Source organism: Prosthecobacter debontii (assembly GCF_900167535.1).
Classification (GTDB): Bacteria; Verrucomicrobiota; Verrucomicrobiia; order Verrucomicrobiales; family Verrucomicrobiaceae; genus Prosthecobacter; species Prosthecobacter debontii.
Genome location: NZ_FUYE01000004.1, coordinates 79,352 through 103,647 on the forward strand (window position 1 = coordinate 79,352; position 24,296 = coordinate 103,647).

At 55.8% G+C, this 24,296-nt stretch carries 11 protein-coding genes; 4 read left to right on the top strand and 7 right to left on the bottom strand.

Annotated elements, in window-relative coordinates; genetic code table 11:
• Positions 1 to 2: 2 nt before the first annotated feature.
• From B5D61_RS07080 to B5D61_RS07095, 4 genes are all read right to left on the bottom strand, one after another.
• Positions 3 to 8,855 carry an Ig-like domain-containing protein gene (locus tag B5D61_RS07080; protein ID WP_078812639.1) on the bottom strand — a complete coding sequence of 2,951 codons (8,853 nt, stop codon included), beginning with the start codon at positions 8,853 to 8,855 and terminating at the stop codon, positions 3 to 5.
• Positions 8,852 to 10,585: an MbnP family protein gene (locus B5D61_RS07085; protein WP_078812640.1), complete on the bottom strand. Its 1,734-nt coding sequence runs from the start codon at positions 10,583 to 10,585 to the stop codon at positions 8,852 to 8,854. Before B5D61_RS07085 ends, B5D61_RS07080 begins: the two co-directional genes overlap by 4 nt.
• A gap of 133 nt (positions 10,586 to 10,718) precedes the next feature.
• Entirely contained in the window at positions 10,719 to 11,363 is a 645-nt protein-coding gene (locus tag B5D61_RS07090; RefSeq protein ID WP_078812641.1) for a helix-turn-helix transcriptional regulator, read from the bottom strand.
• Between the two features lie 73 nt (positions 11,364 to 11,436).
• Positions 11,437 to 15,426: an autotransporter-associated beta strand repeat-containing protein gene (locus tag B5D61_RS07095; RefSeq protein WP_078812642.1), complete on the bottom strand. Its 3,990-nt coding sequence runs from the start codon at positions 15,424 to 15,426 to the stop codon at positions 11,437 to 11,439.
• A 175-nt stretch (positions 15,427 to 15,601) separates the two neighbouring features.
• On the opposite strand from B5D61_RS07095, the gene B5D61_RS07100 reads away from it, so the two are divergent.
• From B5D61_RS07100 to B5D61_RS07115, 4 genes are all read left to right on the top strand, one after another.
• Positions 15,602 to 16,765, top strand: a complete 1,164-nt coding sequence (locus B5D61_RS07100) for a KamA family radical SAM protein (RefSeq protein ID WP_078812643.1) — start codon at positions 15,602 to 15,604, stop codon at positions 16,763 to 16,765.
• A gap of 31 nt (positions 16,766 to 16,796) precedes the next feature.
• On the top strand, positions 16,797 to 17,447 hold the full coding sequence (locus tag B5D61_RS07105) for an ABC transporter ATP-binding protein (RefSeq protein ID WP_176159270.1): 651 nt from the start codon (positions 16,797 to 16,799) through the stop codon (positions 17,445 to 17,447).
• Positions 17,444 to 18,619 carry an ABC transporter permease gene (locus B5D61_RS07110; protein ID WP_078812645.1) on the top strand — a complete coding sequence of 392 codons (1,176 nt, stop codon included), beginning with the start codon at positions 17,444 to 17,446 and terminating at the stop codon, positions 18,617 to 18,619. Before B5D61_RS07105 ends, B5D61_RS07110 begins: the two co-directional genes overlap by 4 nt.
• Positions 18,620 to 18,886: 267 nt before the next feature.
• Complete coding sequence (locus tag B5D61_RS07115; protein WP_176159271.1) at positions 18,887 to 19,609, top strand: nuclease-related domain-containing protein; 723 nt, start codon at positions 18,887 to 18,889, stop codon at positions 19,607 to 19,609.
• Positions 19,610 to 19,716: 107 nt separating this feature from the next.
• On the opposite strand, the gene B5D61_RS07120 is transcribed toward B5D61_RS07115, so the two are convergent.
• The 3 genes from B5D61_RS07120 to B5D61_RS07130 form a co-directional block, all read right to left on the bottom strand.
• Positions 19,717 to 20,247 carry a hypothetical protein gene (locus B5D61_RS07120; protein ID WP_078812647.1) on the bottom strand — a complete coding sequence of 177 codons (531 nt, stop codon included), beginning with the start codon at positions 20,245 to 20,247 and terminating at the stop codon, positions 19,717 to 19,719.
• A 32-nt stretch (positions 20,248 to 20,279) separates the two neighbouring features.
• Positions 20,280 to 21,509 carry a LamG domain-containing protein gene (locus B5D61_RS07125; protein WP_425440069.1) on the bottom strand — a complete coding sequence of 410 codons (1,230 nt, stop codon included), beginning with the start codon at positions 21,507 to 21,509 and terminating at the stop codon, positions 20,280 to 20,282.
• Between the two features lie 281 nt (positions 21,510 to 21,790).
• Positions 21,791 to 24,289, bottom strand: coding sequence for a YbcC family protein (locus B5D61_RS07130; RefSeq protein ID WP_139373120.1), 2,499 nt, complete (start codon positions 24,287 to 24,289; stop codon positions 21,791 to 21,793).
• Positions 24,290 to 24,296 lie beyond the last annotated feature (7 nt).

Here is a 24,296-nt window from a genome sequence, read left to right on the forward strand (position 1 = left end):
CTTCATGGCAGCACGAGGGAGGGCATGTTCCAAGAAGACTCTCCAGATCGGGGTTGGATCTTCAGGAAGAAGCAACGTTGAGCGGAGAGTTTGAGTGTGGCTGTGACATCGGAATGAGTTCCTGATTTCGGTGTCCAGACGCCAGCCGCTCCACTCTGACGTAACCAGTAAACATCATAGGTGCTCGCTCCCGGTGTTTGATCACCGGCCCACAGTTGAAGCTGATCTGAATTGGTCGTGCTGGTGCCAGCTGTGAACCCATAGGTGGCGGCAAAGTTAAGCTGTTGAGGAGTCGAGTCTACGGGCCACGGTAGCGCCAGGAGGTTGTGAGTTTGATCCAACGGACGCAGGAAAGCACCGGTGCGAACATGGCCCGTGAGCGTATAGCTGATGGGAAGTGCAGCGATTTTAACCATCACACCCGTCCCTGGTGGAATGATCTTGGTGTCCGTGGATGGTGCCTTGGCATCGCCGATCGAACGCCACTCATGCCGTGTGGCGGAGAGTTCTAACCACTGAGTCTGCCAGTCTGTCTTATCGAAGAACAGCACCTGATCCGCCTGCGGAGAGACCGTTGCTCCCTGCAAAAGTGTTTTTGGGAACACCTGATTCAGAGTCACATGAGGCCTAACAACAATGCGTGCTCCCGCCAGATCAACAGGCAAAGTGTGCAAAGTTGAAGACGATGAACTGAGATTTAAAGTGAGCGCTGATCCTATGATGCTGAGGATATCAATGCGATGTCCGGCGTGAGCACCGTCGCGCACTTCTAAATAGCAGGGGATGCCTGCAATCGGTGTGGAGACTGCACCTTGCACCTGGAGTGTATTGGCGCTTGAAACTTCATTCGCAAAGCCCGCATAAATCGGAGCATTCACCCAGCTCACGCCGATGCTTTGGCTGCCCACTGAGAGAGTGTGGCGTTGCCATGTCTGGGGGGCGCTGGCGGCGGTGATGCCGCTGCTGTGAGTCACACGCAGGCGGACAATTCCTCGCTCCAAGGATTGATTGGAGAGATGGCTGATGCCAGACCATGTAAGCTGCTCTTCATCAGCATTCAGGGGCACTGACGTTGGGGCTAAAGCCACTGGCTGCCAGGTGACCAAATCCTGACTGCTCTCCAATTTAAAACTCACATCGTTAATGAAGCGTGGATGGACCAGATGGGCATCCACACGTCCTTCAGGTGTGGCTGTCAGCCACCAGCCTGCGTCGTAACTATTGTCATTGTTGAGTGCATACTCGATCAGGTCATTGACGTCGTCCCCGTCGAAGTCACGATCCTTCGCGTTAGAAGATCCCAGAAGATCCGTTGAGCCATTCGGTGTGCTACCGCCAGTGCTGCCGGTGCTCGATTGGGTTCCGACGATTTGAACGTTATCAAAGCTTGCGGTGCCGAGTTCAAGAGCCTGGGAAGAGGTGAGCGCCAATCCGACATACAATGTGGCTGGTATGCCTTCGAGAGAGATCACGCTGACCGTCGTCCAAGAGGTTCCATTGGAGGACGCGTAAGCTGTAAACGTCTCTCCACTGCGCACGAGACGAACCCAGTTGTTCGGCGCGGGATTCAGCGCAGGGCCTCCGGCGTAGTTGGTCGTGGCATTGGTCACGGATCTCCACACGAAACCGAACCCATTGCCCGCACCTGTGGGGGTGGTAAACATCGTGGCGTGGCGGGAGCCGCCAGTGAGATTTTCTCGGAACATCACGCCAGCTTTACCCCATGGGTTTTGATTGCTTTGGGCGGTCACTCGAGCACGGATTTCACCGTCGCCGGTTAATTGAATGGCTGCGTAGTGCAGGCCATCTTCATTGAAGAAAATGTCAGAGCCACAACCTTTCAGGGTGTAGCTGCCTGTGCTGCTGCTGAACGTCGTGGAACCCGCCACCTGACCGTTGCCGATGTCGCGTCCTTGCAGGCTCACCACGACGGGTGGCGCGTAGGTCACAGTCAGGGTGTTGGAGGCCGTGCTCGCGATGGAGCTGCTATTTTGAGCAGCACCTGCGGGCATCGATATATTGACAGCACCTTCCGAGCCTGGAGTAATAGTGACGCTGTAAGAGGTTCCACTGCCCGCGAGATTTGAAGCCGTTCCATTGGTGACGGTAAAGTCCGTCAAAGCGACGCCTGTTACGCTTTGACTGAACTGTGCCTGGATCTGAAACGGTCCAGTTTCGACCGATGAGGACGAACTGAGCGTCACTGCCGGAGGGACCGCTGTTTGTGTGCCTACGATTTGAACATTGTCAAAAGTCGCCGTGCTCAACTGAGTTCGAGATCCTGAGGTTAATGCAAGACCCACATAGAGGTTGGAGGGGAGCCCCGAGAGCGTCACCGAGTTAACCGTCGTCCAAGAAGTGCCATTGGCGGAAGAGTAGGCGGTGATAAGATTGCCCGAACGAACTAGGCGAACCCAATTGTTAGGCGTTGCATTGAGCGCAGGTCCGGCTGCATAGCTGGCAGCGGAATTGGCTGTTGGGCGCCAGACCATGCCGAAGCCATTGCCAGCATTGGTGGGAGTGGTGAACATCAATGCGTGACGGGAGCCTCCTGTCAGATTTTCACGAAACATCACCCCCGCTTTCGCCCATGGGTTAAGGTTCGTCTGGCTGGTAACACGAGCTCGAATTTCGCCGTCACCATTGAGCTGCGTTAGCGCATATTGGAAGCCATCTTGGCTGAAGAAAATATCTTCTCCCGCCCCCTTGAGGGTATATACGCCGCTGGAGAACTGAGTCGAGCCAGTGACCTCTACGGTGCCGACATCTTGTCCCTGCAAGGAGACAACGACGGGAGGGGCGTAGTTAACGGTCACGGTATTGGAGGCGGTGTTGCCGAGATTCGCCACATTCACAGCGCTCGAGGCAGGTAAACTGACGGTGACGATCCCTGTGGCTGTCGGTGTGATGGTCACGCTGTAATTCGTGCCGCTGCCAGTGAGATTGGAAGCCGTGGCGTTTGTGAGCGTAAAATCGGAGGTGGTCAATCCTGTGACTGCTTGAGTAAAGCTAACCTGCACCATGAATGGGCCGGTTTCGATGGATGAAGCTGCAGTCAATGTCGCAGCAGGAGCAACCGCCACTTGATTGCCGAGGATCTGCACCTGATCAAAAACCGCCGTTGTGCTTTCCTGTGTCTGGCCGGAGGTCGTGGCTAGACCGATGTAAACCTGAGTGGGCAAGCCGCTCAGTGTTGTACTGCTCACCTGAGTCCAGTTACTACCATCGGCAGAAGCATAACCAGTGAGCACATTGCCGGAACGAGCCAGACGCACCCAGTTGTTGGGAGATGCATTTAAGGAGGGTCCTCCCGCGTAGGTGGTTGTGCCAGCAGTCGCAGTTCGCCATACCATGCCAAATCCATTGTTAGCCGCAGGTGGGGTGATGAAAGTGGTCGTGTGACGAGAACTCGCACCGAGCGTTTCGCGGATCATGACGCCGGCCTTGGCCCATGGATTGGTATTTCCAAAGCTGCGAACTCGCGCTCGGATTTCCCCATCCCCATTCAGTAGCACTTGGTCAAAATGGAAACCATCTTCATTGAAGAAAATATCATAACCGGAAGCAGTGACTGTGTAAGTGCCCGATGCGGCATCGTAAGTCGTGCTCCCAGCCATTTGCACGCTGCCGATATCTTGACCTGTCAAAGTCGGTGCAGGGCTCTGGAAGGTGCGAGTCAAGGTATTGGAGATCGCATTTCCTAACCCCGTGCTGTCTTGAGCCCCATTGGCCATTAATGTCACGCTCGCATTGGCGCTGGGGGTGAAGGTAAAGCTGTAGGTCACGCCGCTGCCGCTGAGGCCACTCACGGTCCCCCCAGTAACGGTGAGATCTTCCAAAGTGAAGCCTGTGACAGGGTGACTGAAGGTGGCACTGACCGTGAACGTTGCACTGACGGTCATGGGCGCGTTGCTGGCTAGAACGACGGTGAGCGGTAGCGGGGCACTGGTTGGAGCATCGTCGATCTGCTGGAGATAGCTGACGAGTTTTGCCAGATCGGTGTCATTGATCGAGAGTCCTTGGTGTGCCCGAACCGCGTCGGACAAGGTCGCTGCTGACCCATCGTGCAAGTAAGGTGCTGTCGCCCACACGCCTCGCAGCGTCGGCACATCCAAGCCTGTTAATGCGCCGTTCAGACGTTTGCCACTGGCTGGTTTCAGGGTGCCAATGTCGCGGAAGACATCTCGAGCACTGTTGGTAAAGCCGTTACCACTGTGACAGGAGGCACAGTTTTGTTGGCGAAAGATTTTTTCTCCTTCCAGGGCGGTGCTGGTGAGTGTCCCATCCGGGTTTCGGTGTGGGCTTTTGGGCTCGCTGGTCAGAGACTTCACATAAGCGGCCAGAGCGTCGAGATCAGCACTGATTCCGGCTTTGGGATCACCCAGCGGCTGATTGCGTGTGCCTGTATTGAATTGAGTGTCCGTCATTAGACCTGTGCCACCAGCCAGGTTGCGGATTTGACCTTCGAAATCATGAACTTCATCGAAGTTACCGGACCAATGCAGCATGCCTTGATTGCCATGACCTTTGAGGGTGATGGTGTTGCGCAAACCTTCACCAAACCCGGTGAGATCCCAGGTGCGACCATCGTGCCCTCCATCATTGTGACACGTGGCGCAGGAAATGTACTCTTGGAGAGCCAAACGCGTATCCAGCGCATCATAGAAGAGTTGTTTGCCTAACAGGATTTGCGGGGTCAGTTTTTCAACCGACACCGTGCTCAGTGTGGCCTGCGCGCTCGGAGGCTGGGTGCCGCCGCGAATGACGCTTCCCACATCACAGATGCTGAGGGTGCGATCCATGAAGTTCTGGACATAGAGTGTATTGCCATCGGGAGAAATCGCCAATCCCTGGGGGGCGCGGCCGACACTGAAGCGCATTAGTTCTTCTTTAGACCAAGCATCCACAATCGCGACAGAGCGGCTGGCTTCCAAGGCGACGAAAAGATAACCGCCCCAAGGATCAAAGACGGCCGCGCTCGGCATTCCCGCATTATCGAAATCGATTCGACCTGCGGCATCTTCGCTCTGGCTCGTCAGATTGATTCGACTGGCGATGGCTCGCAGACTTTGATCGTGGTTCAAGCCGACGCCATTGCGTAGAGATCCGCGCTTGATGTTATCCTGCTTGGAGGGAATCCATGCAGAAAGGCCGTCTGGAGACAAAGCCGGGGAGCCTAGATAATTCGGAATACCTTTGGCGGAAGTCGGTGTGTCTTCAGCCTCGCTGTGTTGCAGGACAATCAAGCGTTCAATGGCTAGCGAGCTGGCCGTTAGGACCAACACTTCACCTCCTCGTCCTGTCGTATTCGGTGTTGCGGTATTTTCGCCAGGCACCGCCGGTGAAATGAAACGACTTACATACAGCCTCGTGCCTGAGGCATCGATGGCCAGATGGCGAGCATGTTGGCCGATGGATTGGCTGCTAACGGTAGCTCCGGTACTTGGGTTGAGTTTCAGCAGTTGCCCAGTAGCTTCCAAGGCGACAAAGGCTGCTCCACCGTTCGGATCGAAGACTAGACCGAAGGGACGAGATCCACGTGGTAAAGAGATCGTTGTGGATACAGCAAAAGAGGTGTTGCTGAGGATGGAAATGGAGGCGCTTTCCGTATTCACCACCCAGACGCGACCATCGAGAGCTTGAGCGATGCTACGTGGGGCTGTGCCCACCGTTGTTTCCGCTAATTTGGTGCGCGTGACGGTGTCGAGGACAGTCACACTATCACTATCCGGGTTAACCACCCAGACACGATCGTTGCCTGTTGTGCGGTCTTCGAAAAATAGGCTCGAAGACGAAGTTGGTTTTTTAGCGGTTAGCGCTGCATAGACGATTTGGTAAGCACCGGTGCTCGTGGTTAAGCCTGTGTTGTCAGTAGCGGTGACCGTGATCAAATACCGTCCAGGGTTGGCGAAGGCATGCGTAATGCTGGTGGAACTGCTATAGGCGGTCGTTGCGGAGCCATCACCGAAGTCCCACCGATAACGTGGGCTGGCTCCGCCGGTGCTTTGAGCGGTCAAACTGATGGTGCTTGCTGCTAGGGCGGGCTGAGTGCTGAGCGGCTGGAGGACCAAGGCATTGTTGATGGTCCATGTGAAGCTGATAGGCACTGCGGCGGAGTATCCGTCGGTCACACTGACGGTCGTATTGAATGTCCCTGCGGTTGTCGGGTTTCCAGTGATGACACCGGTGTTGGTTTGAATGGTCAAACCCGTGGGTAGGCCTACAGCGCTGTAGATCAGAGCATCTTGATTGGCATCACTCGCGGAGATCGGCATATTGACAGAGACCCCGCGGACGCTGTTTTGGTTGCCAGGGTGGGTGACCACAGGCGCTGTAGGAAGAGCGAAAGCATTGCTGAAGAAGCTCCAAGCCAGCACCTCGTGAGTGTTCGTGCTACCACCGGTTGCTCCAGTAAAGCCCACCCAAGCGTTGGCTCCCACCATGGTAGGGAGGTCAATGTCGTTCAGTGTGAGAACCGCAGCCGCGGGGCGGTCGCTCACAATGCCCTGGGCGAGGTAAATGCGAAGAACGTTTGAAGGGCCGTCATATTCGATCCAAAGCGTATGAGCACTGCCATTTTCCAGATCGAACGGCGCTGTGTAAGTGCCCAGGTGCGGGGAGATAAAGCCTCGGGTTAACACACCGATGTGATTGGCATTCGGATCTGTGCCACTCGCATAAGTATCTAGTTCGATAGCTAAGCTGTTCATAAGCCCTTCGTAGCCTAAGCCTCCCCCTAGACTGCCGACGCCATTGAGACGATCATTTTGCAATACGAAAGTCATGCCGTCAGCTCCATCACCAGAGCCATTCATGCGAAAGACGAAGCGCGTGGTGAAAGAGGTGCCAGCGGAAACAGGCAGCGGATTTTTCAAGAATGCAGTGCCTGCGAGGCTGCTGCCATTAGGAGTCAGTTGCAATACGCTACCGTTGACGCTGGCACTGCCATTGATCTGAAGACTGGTGGAGCCACCTGTAAAATTGGCAAAATCTTGGCTGATATTCGCAGGGGTGATGGTCCAGGTGAAATCGGCGCTGGCACTGGTCATGCCGTCCGTAGCAGTCACGCGTGGGTTGTAGGTGCCGATCGTGGTCGGCGAGCCACTGATAATGCCCGTGCTGCTCTGCATGACCAGTCCAGGAGGCAGTGCCGTGGCGCTGTAAGTCACCGTACCACTGCCAGGAGCCACTCCATACACAGCCAGTGAGACGGCGGCATTCACAGCGCTGTTTTGCACGCCGGGATTGGCAATGGTGACGGTGGTGGCTGGGTCCACTTGGATGATGTCAGCTTCGGAATAAGCTCCGTTCGCACCGATGGCAAAAAGCATCCAGTAGCCAGGCGTCATCACATAAGGGTTTGCATGCCCGGTGATGGAGTAAATCCCCGGAGAAGTTTCACTGAAGGGGAGGTTCAGGAAACGGAGGTCCGTATTCATCGAGTGTGTCTGGGAGGACATCTTGATGAAGCTGAATTTAGTGATGCCCGGTGTGGCACGAACCGAGAAGACAGTGCCATTACCGATGTAGGCGGGTGCTTGGCTGATGACGGGCCTCACCGCATCCGAACCATCTGCGGCAAAGAGCATGGGCGGCGTGTAAAGTTGACCATCCCGATGATCTGCGCTGTTCCCTGAGAGTCCGCCGCCACCGGACCACACGCGGCCATCTGGCAACAGGAGGGCGAGTGAGTGATAGTTGCGCGGCACGCTCATATCGGTGACTTCGCGCCACTGTCCGGTAACGGGATTCCAGATTTCTGGCGAAAGAATGCTCCCCGTGTCATTAAATTTCAGTCCAGAAGTATTGCCTCCGATGACCATGACCTCGCCTGTGGGTAAAATCACCGAGTTGGCAAACTGTCGTGCATATTTCATCGAGGCCGTTTGCTTGACGACAGGCGTGCCGCTACGGATGTCGATGGTGAAAGCCAGATTGGTGCTGGTTCCGGTCGAGCTATCACTTGGATTGGAATTTGTGTTGGATGAACCCCCTGCTACAAGGATAAGGCCCTCATCATAGACAGCAAAGCAGCCTTCTTTCGGGTATTGAACCCCTGGCACGTTCACCCCACTGTAAGTTAGGCTGCCGTTGCCGGATGTGGTGACCCAGTTCATCTGCCGGGTGGGGCCGCCATGGAAGAGACGCCCGTCTGGGGCGACGACCATCAGGGGGTGCCAGCGAGTCACGTAACCCGGTTGGCTCACCACCGTCGCCCAATTGATTCCGGACAGCCGTCGCCAGCCGCCGGAGGCTGTCCACTGTTCAGCGGTATTCGTGCCGCCATCACCTGTGACGGTGAAAACACTGCCGTCTGTCAGGGCCACGCTGGTGTTATACCAGCGACCGTCATTCATGTTAGCAATGGCTGACCACTGATTAGTTCGCCAGTCAAAGATACTACTGAGGCGAGTCGTGTTGCGACCACCATTGATGATCAGGCGGCCGTCTTTAAGAAGTGCTGTGCCGCCGCAGAACATATCGTGGCGGGTGTTATTGATTTCGGTAAACACACCGGTTCCTGGGTTCCACACCGCAGCGTAGGTGAATTCAGCTCCAACAGGGAAGGTGGTTCTTTGATTGGAGGCAAAGGTCAGGAGGCGTCCATCGGGAAGCGTGGCTGCGGTGACAGGAATATGCGGTGTCCAACTGATCACGGGGCCCCAGACGCCGACCTGACTCCGCTGAGCAGCTGTTGGTGCTGGCCCGGTCTGGACAATGAAAGCGGGTGCCAGAATAGCGGCGTCAGCCGCGAGTTGATCTGAAAGACCGTGATCATCTCCAGCCTGGCTGAAGGTGGAGAGAAGGAAGCCTAACAAAATGAAGAGCTGGCGAGTCGGGAGGAACTTCGTCATGGTGTATGGACAATCTTGGGCTTGGCTGGCGGAGAGACGAACTCTTCGTCTGTGAGGGTCTTGAGGAAGGCAACCAGAGCCCGCTTTTCGTCATCGGTGAGTCGCAGCCCTTCGACGGGGTGTTTGGCTAGATTGGGATCGAGGGTTTCGCTGCGTTGTACTCCGCTGTTGTAGTGCTCCACCACTTCTTCCAACGTTTGAAAGCGCCCGTCATGCATGTAGGGAGCTGTGCGGGCGATGTTTCTCAGGCCTGGAGTTTTGAACTTGCCTTTGTCCGCTGGATTTCCTGAGACTCTCATGCGGCCGACATCGGCGGGTGTCAGATCCAAGCCATTGTTCTTGAACTGGTGATCGGTAAAAAGCGTGCCGCCATGGCAGTGAAAGCAGTCAGCCCCCCGCAGTCCGCGAGCGGGATCAAACTCTGTGACAAACAACTGCAGACCGCGCTTCTCTTCTTCGGTCATCAGTGCTACCTTACGGGCCGCTTGATCGAATCGAGAGTCTTGAGAGACTAGAGTTAACAAAAATTGCTCCAGAGCCTTGGCGATCTTCTCGGAGGTGATTTCTTCAGAGTCAAAGGCTCCAGCAAAATCATCTTTCAAATCAGCGATCTTAGCCGGGACTCGGTCCAGGCTTTCATTCATCTCATGCTTATCTTGGATAGGGAGTAGGACTTGCTCCCTCAGACTGTTCGCGCGTCCATCCCAGAAGAAGGAGCTACTCCAGGCCAGATTGAACAGGGGCATGGCTTGGCGGGTTCCTTGCTGCCCCTCAGCGCCCAAACTTACTGGGCGTGAATCGCTAAACGCTAAGCTGCGATCATGGCAGCTCGCGCAGGATTGGGTGTTGTTGATCGATAGACGTGGGTCATGAAACAACTTCTCTCCCAGTGAGACTCCCTCTTGAGTGATCGGATTATCGGACGGTAACTGCACTTGGGGTAACCGGCGGCTGATCTTGAGAGGAAGGGGATGGGTGCTAGTCGGTGCGGGCAGCGCATCATGTGCACTCATGTTTTCCGTCGGCTGATAGAGATCATAGCGCACTGACTCGAGCGAGAATGCCTTGGAAATATTGGCCCGCAGTTTGGGCACCAGGGGATCTCCGCTGCGGGAATGGGTGCTATGGCCCTCGTTCGCTAAGTCGATGCCCTGAAGGATCTGGGCAGAATCAAGCTGCAATTTGATCGTGACAGGGCCACCGCCTTGAAAGTCCACTGGGATTTCGACCGGCACCGTGTTGGGACTCTTGGCGAGATGAAAGGAGTAGCCGCTCAGTTCTTTCCCCGGCTGTCTCCAACGGCCTTCGATCGCCATGTAAACATAGCCCCCCTGCCAACCCCAATGCAGACCGCAGACGTTGGGGTGCAGTGGATGATCTGGCGGCAGAAGGTTTGGATCCGCTTTATCCTGCGGTTCAGGGACGCCCACGACGAATCGCACAGCTTTGAAGCGAGAGGCGGGGATTCCATCTGCTTGGGCCACGAAACGTTTTTGCCCCAGGCTGTAATAGGCAAACCAATCCCTCGATTCCAACCATGAGCCGTCTACGTGCTGAAGAGCTAGGCCTGAGACTAGAAAATCCAGTCTCTCCAAAGACTCCATGTGGGAATCCGCAACGCCCTGAATGAGCGGCTCAGGCTGGATTTCCAAGTGCATCACCTGGGCGTGCAAGACCCCGAGGGAGAGCCCCCCTAGAGCCAGCAGGTATCGCAAGGCTTGGAACATCATTGAATTTGATTCTCGAATTTGAAAACAATTGCAATAATGATACGGAATGCTGTGGCTTCTATAGGGAAGATGTAAAATCCCTGTAAATTTCAGACGGCAATTCGCCTGTGTTGCGGAGGTTTACCTAATGACCTCAAATCGCCGTCAGCGAGAAAATAACCCGCTGTAGGCCCGATCGTTCTTCTTCCTGTCTCTCTACCGCACAACTCAGGAGGCGTTCCATCATCTCGCATTCGATCTCTCGAATCAGCGGATAAAGCTTCATGAGTTCCAGATAGGGACAATGGTAATCAACGATTCGGAGGCCACCTGTACCGCTGACTTCCACCACGGACATATTGCCATCCCCGCTGCGGAGTCGGCTCAAGACCAAAGCCTTGTTTTCCAGTCCCTCTTCCTTTTCCAGGCGTCTGGCATAACGATCCGCTCGCGACGCAAAGAAGGCGTAGAGCAATTTTTCGGGAGCTGTGGCGCCAAACAATCGTTCTGCATGGAAAAGCATTTCCAGTAAATGCTCGGCGGTTGCTGAAGGAAACAACGGATCCAGTTTATGCGTAAGACGGTAGATCTTCTCGGGACGGCCATGCGGGACAGGATGCCTCCAGCTATCCAAGTAGCCCTTCTCTGTGAGGGCGTCACAGTGCTGCTTGACCCCCATGTAACTCATCTTCATGACGGCACAGAGCTCCTTTACCGTCATCCCGGGTGACTGCTTCAGATGGAGGATGATATCCACCACGGGACTATGCATGATGTCGCGTAGGATGGAGAAAATCATAATCTGAGAATACGATCCCAAGCAGGGAAGCTTGATGGCTGACCTATTCCACGAGAGCCTTTTACCGATCAAATCAAACTGACAAACGGCGGCGACGCAAGTTCACAAACGCCAGGGCGAGGAACATCAGCATCGCTCGGCTTGGCTCGGGGACGAGCGCCACTACGACCAAGACGCCATGACTGGCAAAAAAGCTCGTGTCCCAGACTAGTCCAGAACCCAGGCTTGGAAGGTCAAGGTCATACGCACTGTCGGCGGTCCCATCATGATAGGTATCGCCTAAGTTGCTGGAGAAGGTGTTGCCCGAGACCGCCGTCCAGTCCAGGAGGTTAAAAATCTGTCCTTCAACAGCCGTGAAACCGGCAGGAACCACTTGGATCTTGCCACCATTTTCTTGAGTGATGCTGCCGGTGAGACTGAGTTGGTCATGATTGCCCATGCCTGTCGCGTGGGAGAGCACATAGTTGATGTAGCCTGATGAGCCTGGGGCATTGCCTCCAAAAGAATCCAGGCTGGTGAAAGTGGCTCCAGTGATCTCAAGACGGGTCACAGAACTGGTCTTCAGCGTCAGACTTTGGGCGATGTTGAGTCGGGCGAGTCCACCAGCACTTGTGGGGTCACCAGGGCTCAGTGTTCCTCCTGCCGCGATTACGGTGGTTCCGCCCACGGTCCCCGTGCCCCCCAAGGTGCCGCCACTGACAGTGACGCTCCCTGTCGCGGTGGTTTGATTTCCGTTGATGTAAAGCGTGCCAGCGGTCACACTCGTCGTGCCCGTGTAAGTGTTGGTGCCACGAAACTCCACCTCGCCAGCCCCATTGAGGATGACTCCGTAGCCATTCCCTCCATCATTGATCGCGCCACTGAGGATCGTGCGTGCTGTGGTGTTTTGCTGAGTCAGAGTGCGTGTGGCACTAGTGAGGGTGACGTTTCCGGTGAAGGTGAGGGTCTTATCCGTAGAACCTGTTGGGATCGTGGTGTCGGCCTGGAATGCCACTGCGTTATGAATCGTGACACTCCCACCGCTGGATGCGCGAATGCTGCCGCCTGCGAGAATTAAGGTGCCTGTGCCAAAGGGACCCGAGGTCGGAGCGTTGGGGCTTCCCACCGAGCTGGATTGTGGCACCACAGAGGCATAGATGGCCGTGTTGCCTGCATAACTATTCTGCTGATTGATCACAAACAGGCTCGTGCCAAACAGACTCAAACCTGCTGTTCCCGTAATGGCCGAACTCAAGCTCGTGTTCCCCGAAGTGTAGCTGGTGATGATGCCCTCCTGAGAACCGAAAGCTAGCGTGCCACCGCTGATGGCGCGTCCTCCGGAGCCTGTGATCAGGATAGCGCCGCTGCTGACCGAGAGAACCTGGCCGCTCGCGATGCTAACATCCGCACTTTCTAGAATCAGGGAGTTGATGGCAGTCGTTGAGCCAACTGTGGAGGTCGAGGTGATGCGAGTATTGTGACCTGAGGTGAAGGCATTCAGCGTGAATTCATCAGTAAGATTGAGGGGACGCAAACCGGTGTCCACATTGTAGGTCACGAACGTATTGGCCGTGCCTGCCGTCCCGACTCCACCGGTGGTGCTGGTGACTGCTCCCAAGAGGAAAGGAACAATCTGTGTGTTTTTAGCCGTGCTGATTCCAGTGTTAGTGGCAGCCGTGGTGCCGACGAGAGTTGGGGCATTGGTCACCAGCAGGCGCGAGATGCTGGCGGTGCTGCTGCTATCTTTCCCCAAAGCGATACCCCGCACGAGGGCGATCCCTCCATTGGCCGCTCGTTGCAGAGTCGTGGTGGTGAGCGTCGCCGTGTTCGTGCTGCCATAGGTAAGGGTAAGAGTCGAAACCTGCTGGTCAAAGCGCACCGTTCCCAGCGTTTCGGTTGAATTTGTCGTGGTCTGGTCAGAGCCCAGAAAACTCAGGGCACCACCCTGAAGGCTGACAACGGTGGTGTTGGCGAGGCGATCCGTGGCATTGTTGCTGGCTCCTAGATTGTTCAGGGAGAGTGTGCCGCCGATCAGATTGATCTGGCTGGTGCCAGAGAGGCGGCCATTGCTACCGAGGGTGCCTGTCGAGCCGCCGATTTGAAGCGTGCCTGCTCGCACCGTCGTCTCACCGGTATAGCTGCTAGCTCCGATAAGGATTTGAGTGCCAGATCCATCTTTGGCAAAGTGGGTTACGCTAGTGCCATTCGTAATGGCTCCTGAATAGGTGTAGGTGCTGGCGGAGGAAATCGTCAGCGTCGAGGCTTGCGTGCCGTCATTGGTGACGTTCAACAAGGTGCCGTTGGTATGATTATTACTGCTGTCTAGCCCAGAGAGCGTCAGCACATGGCCGAACAAATCCAGCAGCATGGGCATGCTTGCCGCAGGACTGCTGCTGGAGAGCACCGTGAGGCGGCTGGCGGCGTTGATGGCATTGTCCACACCTACGACCAGCCGGGAGCCCACGGTTCCGCCAGAGGCAAAAAGCTGGGTGGGCCCCGTATAGGTGTTCACGGCATTGAGGACGGTGGTGGAGTCGTTGGCTCGGTTGAAAAACACGGCCCCACCCGCCGCTCCACTGATGACCCCGGAGAGGATCAGCTTACCACCGACTCCACCGCCGAGACGTGCACCGGCGCTGTTAACCACAATATTGCCAGTCCATTCAGCTTCGGCTCCTGTCGCCGTTTGGAGAGCGCCATTGCTGTTCCCGCCATCACCCGCAATGGCAAGCGCCTCGCCAGTGACCTTGATGCTATTTTGAAGCACGATCCGGCCTGAGGTGACTGAACTGCCCGTGGTGGTGCTGCCAAACGCGTTGTTGTGAGCCACTTCCAGAACTCCGCCGCTGACCACCACTTCGCCCGTGCTCGTGTTGTTGCCCGAAAGGATGAGGGTGCCTGTGCTGACAGTTAGGGTTCCGCTTTGGGTGTTGTTGCCTGATAGTGTCAGGGTGCCAGAGCCGCTCTTGGTGAAGTTGAGTGCTGCAGAGCCATCCTGAAGGATACCGCTGTAAACGGATGTGGTGCTTTGATTCACCGTCAGAGTGCTGGCCACTGAGCCACTGTTGGTGATGAAACTGCCGCCGTCACTGTTCGCAGAGCGGGTAAGTTGCCCCACCGTTTGGTTGAATCCAGCGAGGTCGAAGACCGAGGCCTCGGTCGGGCTATTGGCGGAGTCCACATCCAGCACGGTGGTTGTCGGCAGCGCATTGGAGGCTCCCAATCGGAGGATGCCTCGAATGATCTGCGTCTGTCCCGAGTAAGTGTTGGACGTGCCGCTGACCACCAACACCCCGGCATCTACTCCCGTGCCAAAGGCTGAAAGCACCAAGTTACTGCCGCTGATGGGGCCACTGACCGTCAGGTGGCCGCCGACCTCCGTGCCAAACCGGCCTCCAGACACAATGTTCACCGCACCAGCCCAGGTGGCAGAAGCATCCGCAGCGACGTTGAGAGCCCCTGTGAAGCTGATGCCACTGCCTGCGAGTGTGAGCGATTCCCCCGTGATGATGACCCCATCGGCCAGAGTTAATTGTGCTCCTGATGCAATGCTCGTCGAGCCCGTCGTATTGCCTAGAGCGGAGTTATGACTGACCAGGAGACGCCCTGCGTTGATGGTCACCGCTCCGGAGAAAGCATTGTTGCCTGAGAGTGCCAGCGTTCCATTGCCCGCCTTGGTGATGCCGCCACTGGCGATCGCTTCGCTGATCGTGGCGGTATGCGTTGAGGTGGTGACGGTGATGATGCTTGCCGGATTCAGAGTTAGCACACTGTCGTTGTTGGCATCGGCAATCGTGTAGCCATTGCTATTGAAAGTGATGTGATTGACCTGCACATCACTGGCCAGTTCCACGGTTTCTCCCGTGCCGCCAAAGATGGCATTGTTGCCATTCGTCCAGCCCACCCCAGCATCCCAATTGAGCGCACCTAGGCTCCAGTCATTGTTGAGGTTGCCTGGAATCCAATTTTGATCTGATTGCGCCGTTGCCACCTGCGCGTGTCCAACCAGCAGCGCCAGCACGGCTAAAATCGGTGCAAACCTGAAAGGCTTAAGGACAAGATTTACAGGACAACAGCTTTTCATAGGCAGGGGGAAACGGCGACATTAAGCTGTTGGATTTTACGGGCCAAGCAGAACATTCCTGCAAACCGAGGGATAAAGATTCTCCCATCCAGTTTCTTTTTTGCAGCGTTTTAAACCTAGACGTTTGACATGCCAAAAAACACGGGCGTAACGTCCCGAACTTAACGACCATTCAATGCGCACGCCGCCCCCTTTGCTTCCCGAGAAGGAATTTCGTTCTCACGCCCCGGGCTTCTGGAAAAATAAAAATGTGTCACCTGAGGACTGGAATTCCTCTGCTTGGCAGCTCCGCAACCGCATCACGACCTTAGCAGGTCTGGAAGAACACCTCACGCTGACCGATGAAGAGCGTGCGGGGGTTCTCCTCAGTGGCAGCAAGCTGGCCATGGCCATCACGCCGCATTACTTCAATCTCATCGATCCAGAAGATCCCGAGGACCCCATCCGCCGTCAGGTCGTGCCCCGCATCGAAGAGAGCTGGGAAGATCCTGATGAAATGGCCGATCCCTGTGGCGAGGACAGTCACATGCCCGTGCCGGGCCTAGTCCATCGTTATCCAGACCGTGTCCTGTTTCTCGTCACAGATCGCTGTGCCAGCTACTGCCGCTATTGCACCCGCAGTCGTGTGGTGAGTGGTGTGGGCGAGCAGGAGTTACACACCGATTATGAGGCCGCTTTCCGCTACCTCGAGCGGCACGATGAAGTGCGTGATGTGTTACTGAGCGGTGGAGATCCGCTCCTGTTTAGTGATGGTAAACTGGAGGCCATTTTAAAGCGGCTTCGCTCCATCAAGCACATTGAGTTTGTGCGTATCGGTAGCCGGGTGCCGATCTTTCTGCCCCAGCGCATCACCCCTGAGCTTTGCCAGATGCTCGCTCGCTATCACCCCTTGTGGCTGAGCATCCATACCAATCACCCCCGCGAGCTGACCACGGAAGTCAAAGCTGGCTTGGAAATGCTGGCCAATCACGGTGTGCCGCTGGGGAACCAGAGCGTCTTGCTTCGTGGGGTGAACGATGACGCGGATGTCATGAAAGCACTCGTGCAGAAGCTGCTCATGTGCCGTGTGCGCCCCTATTACCTCTATCAGTGCGATCTCATTCAGGGCAGCTCGCACCTGCGTGCCAGTGTCAGCACGGGCGTGGAGATCATCGAGCAGCTTCGCGGTCACACCACGGGTTACGCCGTGCCTCAGTTCGTCATCGATGCTCCAGGTGGGGGCGGCAAGGTGCCGGTGAACCCCGACTACGTCCTCTTGCGCGATGAGCAACGCACGCTCATTCGTAATTTTGAGGGTCGCACCTTCGAATATCCAGAACCGGCGATGGTTCGGGTCTGATGGCAGCGTTTTATGGGCTCCATCCGCTCGCATGCTCGCCCTTCGTGACATTCAATTCCGCTATCCCGCCAGTGATTTCCAACTGGCGGTGAAACATCTGGAAGTCAGGGCAGGGGAGCCGCTGGCGATTCTCGGGCCCAGTGGTGGTGGGAAAACCACCATCCTCCGCCTGATGACCGGTCTGCTGTCTCCAGATCACGGCTCGGTGTCTTGTGGCGATACTCAGTTCTCACAACTCACCGCCACGGAGCGTCGGCGTTTTCGTTTGGAAAAAATAGGTTTGGTATTTCAGGACTTCGCTTTGCTGGACTACCTCACCGTGGAGGAAAACATTCTCTTGCCATCTCAGTTTCAGCCGGATGATCCCACCCTGCGCGAACGCGCGAACGGATTGGCTGAGCAGCTCGAGATTGCTCCGCATTGGCACCGTCTGACCGGTCGGCTCTCGCAGGGGGAGCGGCAGCGCGTGGCCATTGCGCGCGCCCTCGTGCATCGTCCTGCTTTTGTCTTTGCGGATGAACCCACCGCCTCACTGGATGTCCGGCGTCGCGGAGTGGTGATGGATCTGCTTTTGAACTACGCTCGCGAGCAGCAGGCTTGTCTGGTCGTCGTTACCCATGACCCTGAACTGATGCCGCTGTTTGCTCAACAACTTCGGGTGGAGGACCTCACCGCCGCATGAGATCCGCCAGCTTGACCCTCGCTTGGCGTTACGTCGCCCGTCATCGGTTGCAGACCCTCTTATTGGCGGGGGCTTTGGGCGTTGTCCTAGCACTGCCGCTGTGCATCCGCGTTACCCTCGCCGCCGCAGAGACCGCCATGCAGGCCAGGGCAGCTGCTACCCCTCAGGTGATCGGAGCCCGTGGCAGTGCGCTAGATCTGATGCTGGCTGCGCTTTATTTTAAACAGCAGTCACTGCCCATACTGACGCAAAAGACCCTGGAAGACGTTCGGGCCGCGAAGCTCGGCCGGGCCATCCCACTGTATCTGCGCTTTCATGCCCAGTCGGCACCCATCGTCGGCACGCAGTTGGATTACTTCGCGTTTCGTCACCTCACCGTCACGCAGGGACGCCTCTTCGGTCGCTTGGGGGATTGTGTCATCGGAGCTGCCTTGGCTCGTCAGCGCGGGTTGGGGGTCGGGGACAGCCTATTCTCCTCTCAGGAGCAGGTCTTTGACATGGCCGGCATCTACCCGCTGAAGATGCGCATCACCGGCATCCTGGCGCCGCAGGGAACCGCTGACGACCACGCGGTGTTTGTCGATCTCAAGACCGCCTGGCTGATCCAAGGTCTCGCTCATGGTCACGATGACCTCGTCACGCAGGACACCATCCTGACCCAGGAAGCGGGTAACACTGTCGGCAATGCCAGCGTGCGCATGTTCAATGAAGTGACGGAGAAAAACCTGCCCAGCTTTCACTTCCATGGCGACGCCTCCGCCTATCCCCTCAGCGCCATCCTCGTGGATCCCACGGATGCCAAGGCTGAGGCCATCCTCGCTGGACGTTATGCCAAGCCTGATCGCCCCGCGCAGCTCATCCGCCCGCTGGATGAATTTCACGCACTGATGCGGACCCTCTTCCAGGCGGAAACCCTCGCCCTCATTCTGCTCAGCATTCTCGCTACCGCCGCGCTCAGCGTCGCCGCCTTGGTCTTCGCCCTCTCCTTCCGCTTGAGAAAACGCGAGTTCCTCACCTTGTCCGACCTCGGCATCTCCCATGCCGCCCTGCTCACCACCCAGGCCCTGGAGATCACCCTCGTCGGCACTCTCGCCCTTGGTATCGCCTCTGTATTGACTCTCCTCGTCTGGCTCAATGCCGACTCTGGCGTGGCCCTGCTGCTGAGGATGTAACCGTTAAATGCGATTTATAGCGCTTTGATTAAAGTGTTGGTTGGTGAAAAAGGAATTGATGGGTGTGTTTTCTTAGCGAGATGTTGGTTGATGAGTTTTTTGGAACAAGTTGGTTTTGGGCTAATATACCCCGTTGTGTTAGGAGGTGGATTGTTGGCCTTGATTCATTGGAGGCTGAATAGGCGGCCAACAAGGAATCCGCTAGGGGAGGATATTCAACTCAGGCGTCAGCCCGGAGAGCACTTGCGACTAGAGATAGCGATCCAGATGGAGCGGCTTCTGTGGGCTGTATTTGCGTTGATGCTCTTGCCTCTGGGGGGCTTTTGTGCGGTGTTGTGGATAACAACTTTTTTGAAAGTTGATGTGCTGGTGAGGCTCGTAGCAAGCGTTGCCGCGTGCTTGTTAGTTATTGCCTGTGTTTATGCTTTGATCTTGAGGTTTTTTAGTAAGCTTGCCAATTTGAGGCTGGGTTGGTTTGGTGAGCGAGTCGTGGCGGATCAACTGGACGTTCTAAAACAAAAGGGATATGAGATTTTTCATGATGTTCCCTGCAAAGGAAGTATGGGCTCGTTTAATCTCGATCACGTCGTCGTGGGAAACGGAATCGTTGTCGTGGTAGAGACGAAGACACGCCGAAAGCCCAAAGAGAAGGGCTCCCATAAAGTGAGTTATTGTGGTCAAGCTCTTCAGTGGCCTTGGGGACGAAGCACACGAGAGTTAGATCAAGTGGTTAACAATGCGCAATGGCTACGCCAAGAGTTCAAAAAGAATCTCAACCTAGATGTGACGGTATACGCTGCATTAACGATACCTGGCTGGTATGTGATCGGCGGACCTCCTCAGGCCCCAGTCCTGGTCGAGAGTTATAAGCGTTTAGCTGGTTTCATTGAGAAGCGTTTTGCTAGACGGATGACGAGTGTGGAAACCGAGCTTGCTTCTCTACACTTGCACAAGTTAAGCTCCAATGTGGGCTATGCAAATCTGGAGTGACTTTGCTTCAACGAGCGCGGTCGTGATGCGGAACCGTGCACACAATATCTTGATGGTTAGTACCCACAAGGGTGGCATGTCTTTGCCGATATTCACTGTAGAGGCCTCTATTTGGACTGACTCGTGGCTGCCAACGCCAAGTCGTTGGTGAGTTTCTCCATCGTCTTGAACTGGGTTTCACGATCTGTCCAGAAGTCCATGATCTCGCCCTCCCACGTGTAGAGTGTGGCACGATTCGCTGGGCAATAGAGATAGGCGCACCAGGAGAAATGGGTGGTTAAGCTCATCAGGGCGATAACGGTTTCCGTTTCGGTTTCGCCGTTACGAGGAACCAGAAGATGGCCTGGGGAATCGATGAGATAACGCATCTCCGAGTTTAGGGCGCGGATGCCCATGATGGCGATCATTTCGCTGGGTGTGTAAAGTCCCCAGTCCGTGATGTGGGTGAGGGTTTCGGATGCACCAACGATCTGCTCAAGATATTGCCTGAAGAAAGAGTCAATGCCCAGATGGTTCTTGGGGGACTCAAACTGAAGATGGTAACGGCTGGAAGATCCCTGAGGGCTTTGATAAGGGGCTTCCGTCGTTTGCCGTTGTCGTAGCCATTGTGAAATCTCGCTTTCCGTTAGGCAGTTCATGGTGAGCCTGTGAATGTATTCTTCAGCCTACCTCACTCGCTCTTCACCGGCCTAGCGGCAATCTCCGTCAGCTTTTTGAGTTCGCCTTCACTAAGGGCGCGATCAAAGACGGCGACACCGCCGATCCAACCGGTGAAGCCGACGCTGCGGCTGCTGTGAATGACGCGGCCAATGGTGAAGGGACCACCACTGGCGGCATCGGCAAGGCTGTAGAGGTCGTGCGGATACCACCAGGGATTCAGACGTAGGGCCACGAGGTCGCGGGAGACTTCCTGGCCATGACGCAGGGTGACTTCAATCTTGGTGTAGGGGTATTCGCGCAACTCCACACGTTCGTTAGCAGCCTCACGCAGCACTTGGATGCTGAGGGATTCGGTCTCCGGTGGATTGTAGTATTGATCAGCCGGGAAGGAGTCGTCTTCGCCTTCTTGTTTGCCGGGGAGCTTGGCATAGTGGCCCTGCATGTAGGCGTTGTAGGCGTAGGAGATGAGCTTGTCTTTCTTGGGATGGTCAAGCCAGCGATCACCTGAGACGCCATTGAGCCAGCCGATGAGTTGGTCTTTCTCATGATCAAAGGTCATGGCAAAGCACTGCCATGCGGCGTCGAGTTGTTCGGCGGGTGCGTCAGCGGGGACTGTGGGGGAGATGCCTTCAGAGTTGCTCTTGTGCAGGGCGTATTTGTTCAGGAAGGAACTGGCCCCATTTTCGGAGACGTGACCGCAAGCGCTGCCTGATTTATTCAAGCCGGCAAAGAGCGCATATTGGCGCTGACCACGCTCCACCTTGGTGATGCTGCTGGTTTCTTTTTGCTTCAAATCGGTGCCTTCATGCCAGATACCAGCCAGGGCGTGATTGCCACTTTCACGAATGGCCCACACCACGACAGTCACGGACTTTCCAGCGCCTTTGATATCCAGCGGTGTATCATGGAGGCGGCTGCGTGGTACAAAGAGAAAGGGACGAAAATCGGGATCGGTTTCATTGACGATGCGGATGGCCTGACCAAACGGACCGCGGCCTAATAAGGGAAAATCGGCATAAGTCGCCTCGCGCCCGGCACCCCAGTAGTCCTTGATATAATTGGCCGCATCGAGAGGGTAATCGGTGCTGGTTCCAGTGGGCACGTGCGCGGTGAAACGATTTGGCAAGTCAGTCTCCTTCTGCACAAAATCCCAAAAAGCTACCAAGCCTGACATCTCAGTCACCGCGGCTACACGTTGAGAGGCGTTATCGTCACCCACGGTTAAACCCGGAAGGATCATAGCCAAAAATAGAGGTGGGAGAAATTTCATGCGAGAGTGGATGGAGCAAATCTGCGTGGCCATTTTCACATGGCTAGATCCAGAGATCAAGGCTCAGCCTCAGGGGGCATACGCCTGTCGATGTCGTCAAATATGATCTCGTGATGCGTTTTTTGTTAGGCTAGGCCCTTGGCCCATGAAGCAACTCGTGGAGATGCTCAACATGGCAGTGGCATCAAGGCACAGATCCTCTGACGGGTCCAACCAGCCAGAGGATCGCATGCGATGTTCGCCGCTTTGTCTTAGGATGCCGTCAGTTCCCAAGCTTGGTTCCGGTATTGGTAGATGGCCCTGCCGCTGTCTTCGAGGACAAAGAGATACAGCCATTCATGTTCGACCAGGTGCCGAACATGGTCATGCTTTTGCAGAACCGCAAAGACGTCACTGCGGGCAGCTTCAATGATAACGCTCAACCGGAGAGGTTCATGGACCCAATCGTGGCCATTATGCACGCTTTGTAGGGGCAATCCCGTCTGGAGGTCGCCTCCGTTTCCTTGCTGCACACCGAATGTTCCCACCACATTGTGAGTCACCTTGTTGCCACTGCCCCAGATCCGGTTGTTCACGGTGCTAGCGTAGTATTGGAGATTGATCCAGTTGGCGACCACCATGGGAGCCGTCATGATGAGCTCAAGTGTGCTTTTCTGAGGATCGGCATCGGGTGAGTAATCGTGGAGGAAGACTCTTCCTTTGAGGTTCAGACGTTGAGTTCTTTCCCTCGGTGCCGCGATGAAGGCTGCGTTGCCTGCTAAGCCCCATTCAGGCCGGACCTGAGACCAATCTTGACTCCGATTGACGATCAGCCTCTTGAGCAAGTCAGCTTCCTCGTGGCCCAGACCCAGGCTGTTGGCGCGGTCTTCCCGGCACCTCTGGCTTGCCGTATCTAACCATAGTTCCGTCTGCAAGAGGTAGGTCTGATGACTCCGTGGCACTTCCATTTTATCAAAGAGGGTGATCACGTCAGTGGTGGTGTTGTGGATGGCTGCCATGAAGTGCACATCATCCGGGATGTGAATGCCATGTTCCCTCAATCCGTGTCTGACGGGAGCATGATTCAAGATCGCGGCTGCCAACCGCGCATTCGCATCCCCCGCATGGCCTCCGCACGCACCACAATTCAGACCTGCGGCGTAAGGATTGTTCGTGGTATGGCTGCCGTGACCACAGATCAAAACGAGTGGGGCAAAATTCGAGGTCAACCCCATGTTTTTCAGCGCATCATAGGCGAGCTGGATTTGATCATTCAAGGTGATGCCGGTTTGATTGCCTTTGTCTTGCTTGGAAGGCTCTGCTTCGAGCAAATTTGGCAGTAAGGTCATCTTGCAGGCGCAGGAACCGGGTTCCTCCTGCTTCATTGCGACGGCCGGGAACGTGTGCTTGGCCATTTGCCAGGCATATCCAAGGCCGACGCTTTCAACGAAGCTGAAGCAACTGACGGCCGAGTTTTTGAAAGCGCTCCAGGCATGACCTAACCGACGATTTCGTTTCAGCCGGTGGAGTTCTTGCAGCTCCTGCTCAGGGGTGGCGTCTGGCAGGTACTCCCGGACTTTATACTTGGGGCTCAGAAGCACAGGCACCTGAGAGAGACCTTTTCGATGGCCCAGAGGGACGTGTTCAATGGGCATGCCAAAGAAGCCGGCAAAGCCGAGCGTCTGAATTTCCTCCGAGACAGACTCCAGAGATCTCCGCATGACCTCAGACCGCACATCGATGCAAAAGACGGCCTGGAGGGCAGGGCGGACCACCGTGGACTCGGTCTTGAGATTTGCCGATTCCACCAAGTCTGCACACAATGTCCGCTGAAAACCGATCTCCATCGCTTTCTGCCACATTAGGAGCGGCTTGAGATCTGCATGGGTGCCAGCGTCAGCGAAAGCGTTGAGTTGTGATTGGAAGTCGTTCTTTAGCGATTCTCCTCCTTGTTTGAGACAGGCACTTTCAAATACCAGCAGAATGGTCAGAAGATCCACTAGCGACTCCTCATGATGGCCATTCCTTGTTCGCTCCCGAACCAGGTATTGCACATAGCTGCTCCAACCCGGAAGCGTCATCAGCAGGCGATGAAAGTAGTCGCAGAGGCATGCTTCAGGGACATCTAGGTCGTCAATCAACTCCGCGAGGGCATCGGCGCTGGTCACTGGGAGGGCAGCCACCATCTGCCGGAACGCTGTCAAGCCCAGTAACTCAGGATTGGCATCGATTGAGGCAGCTTGCTTCCAGGCCAGGTAGAGAGGCTGCTTTTGCCACGGCATTCTCCAGGAGGACTGGCCATGATCGAAATAGGACGCACACCATTTGGACACCTCTTCCACCACAGTCAGTCGCCAGGGAGTCGTGCTCTGTTGGCTGGCGAGATCCATGACAGAGTGAAGAAACGTCGTGTCCGCTGGTGACGGACGATTGACTGCCTCAATCAATTTCCGGACCTCGTTCATGACCTGCATTTTCGTCCAGTCAGGCTGGCTTTGCTGAACCGCACTGGCGAGATCCTGCACCGTGATCCGACCATCGGCATGCTGTTTGGCATAGTGGTCTGCAGTCATTAGCATGGAACTGTGAGTGACTTTAGAAATGAGATATGCCACCTCTTCAAAGGGCCGATCAACCAGTCCGACAAATGGATTGACTGCGACGAAACTTTGGAGAGGCCACAGGGGCGGAATCCGCAGGCAGGCTTGTTTGGCCTGGTGCAAAGCGGCTTCATGTGAGGTGGATGGGGAGTCGAGAGAAGCGATGTACATATGAAGT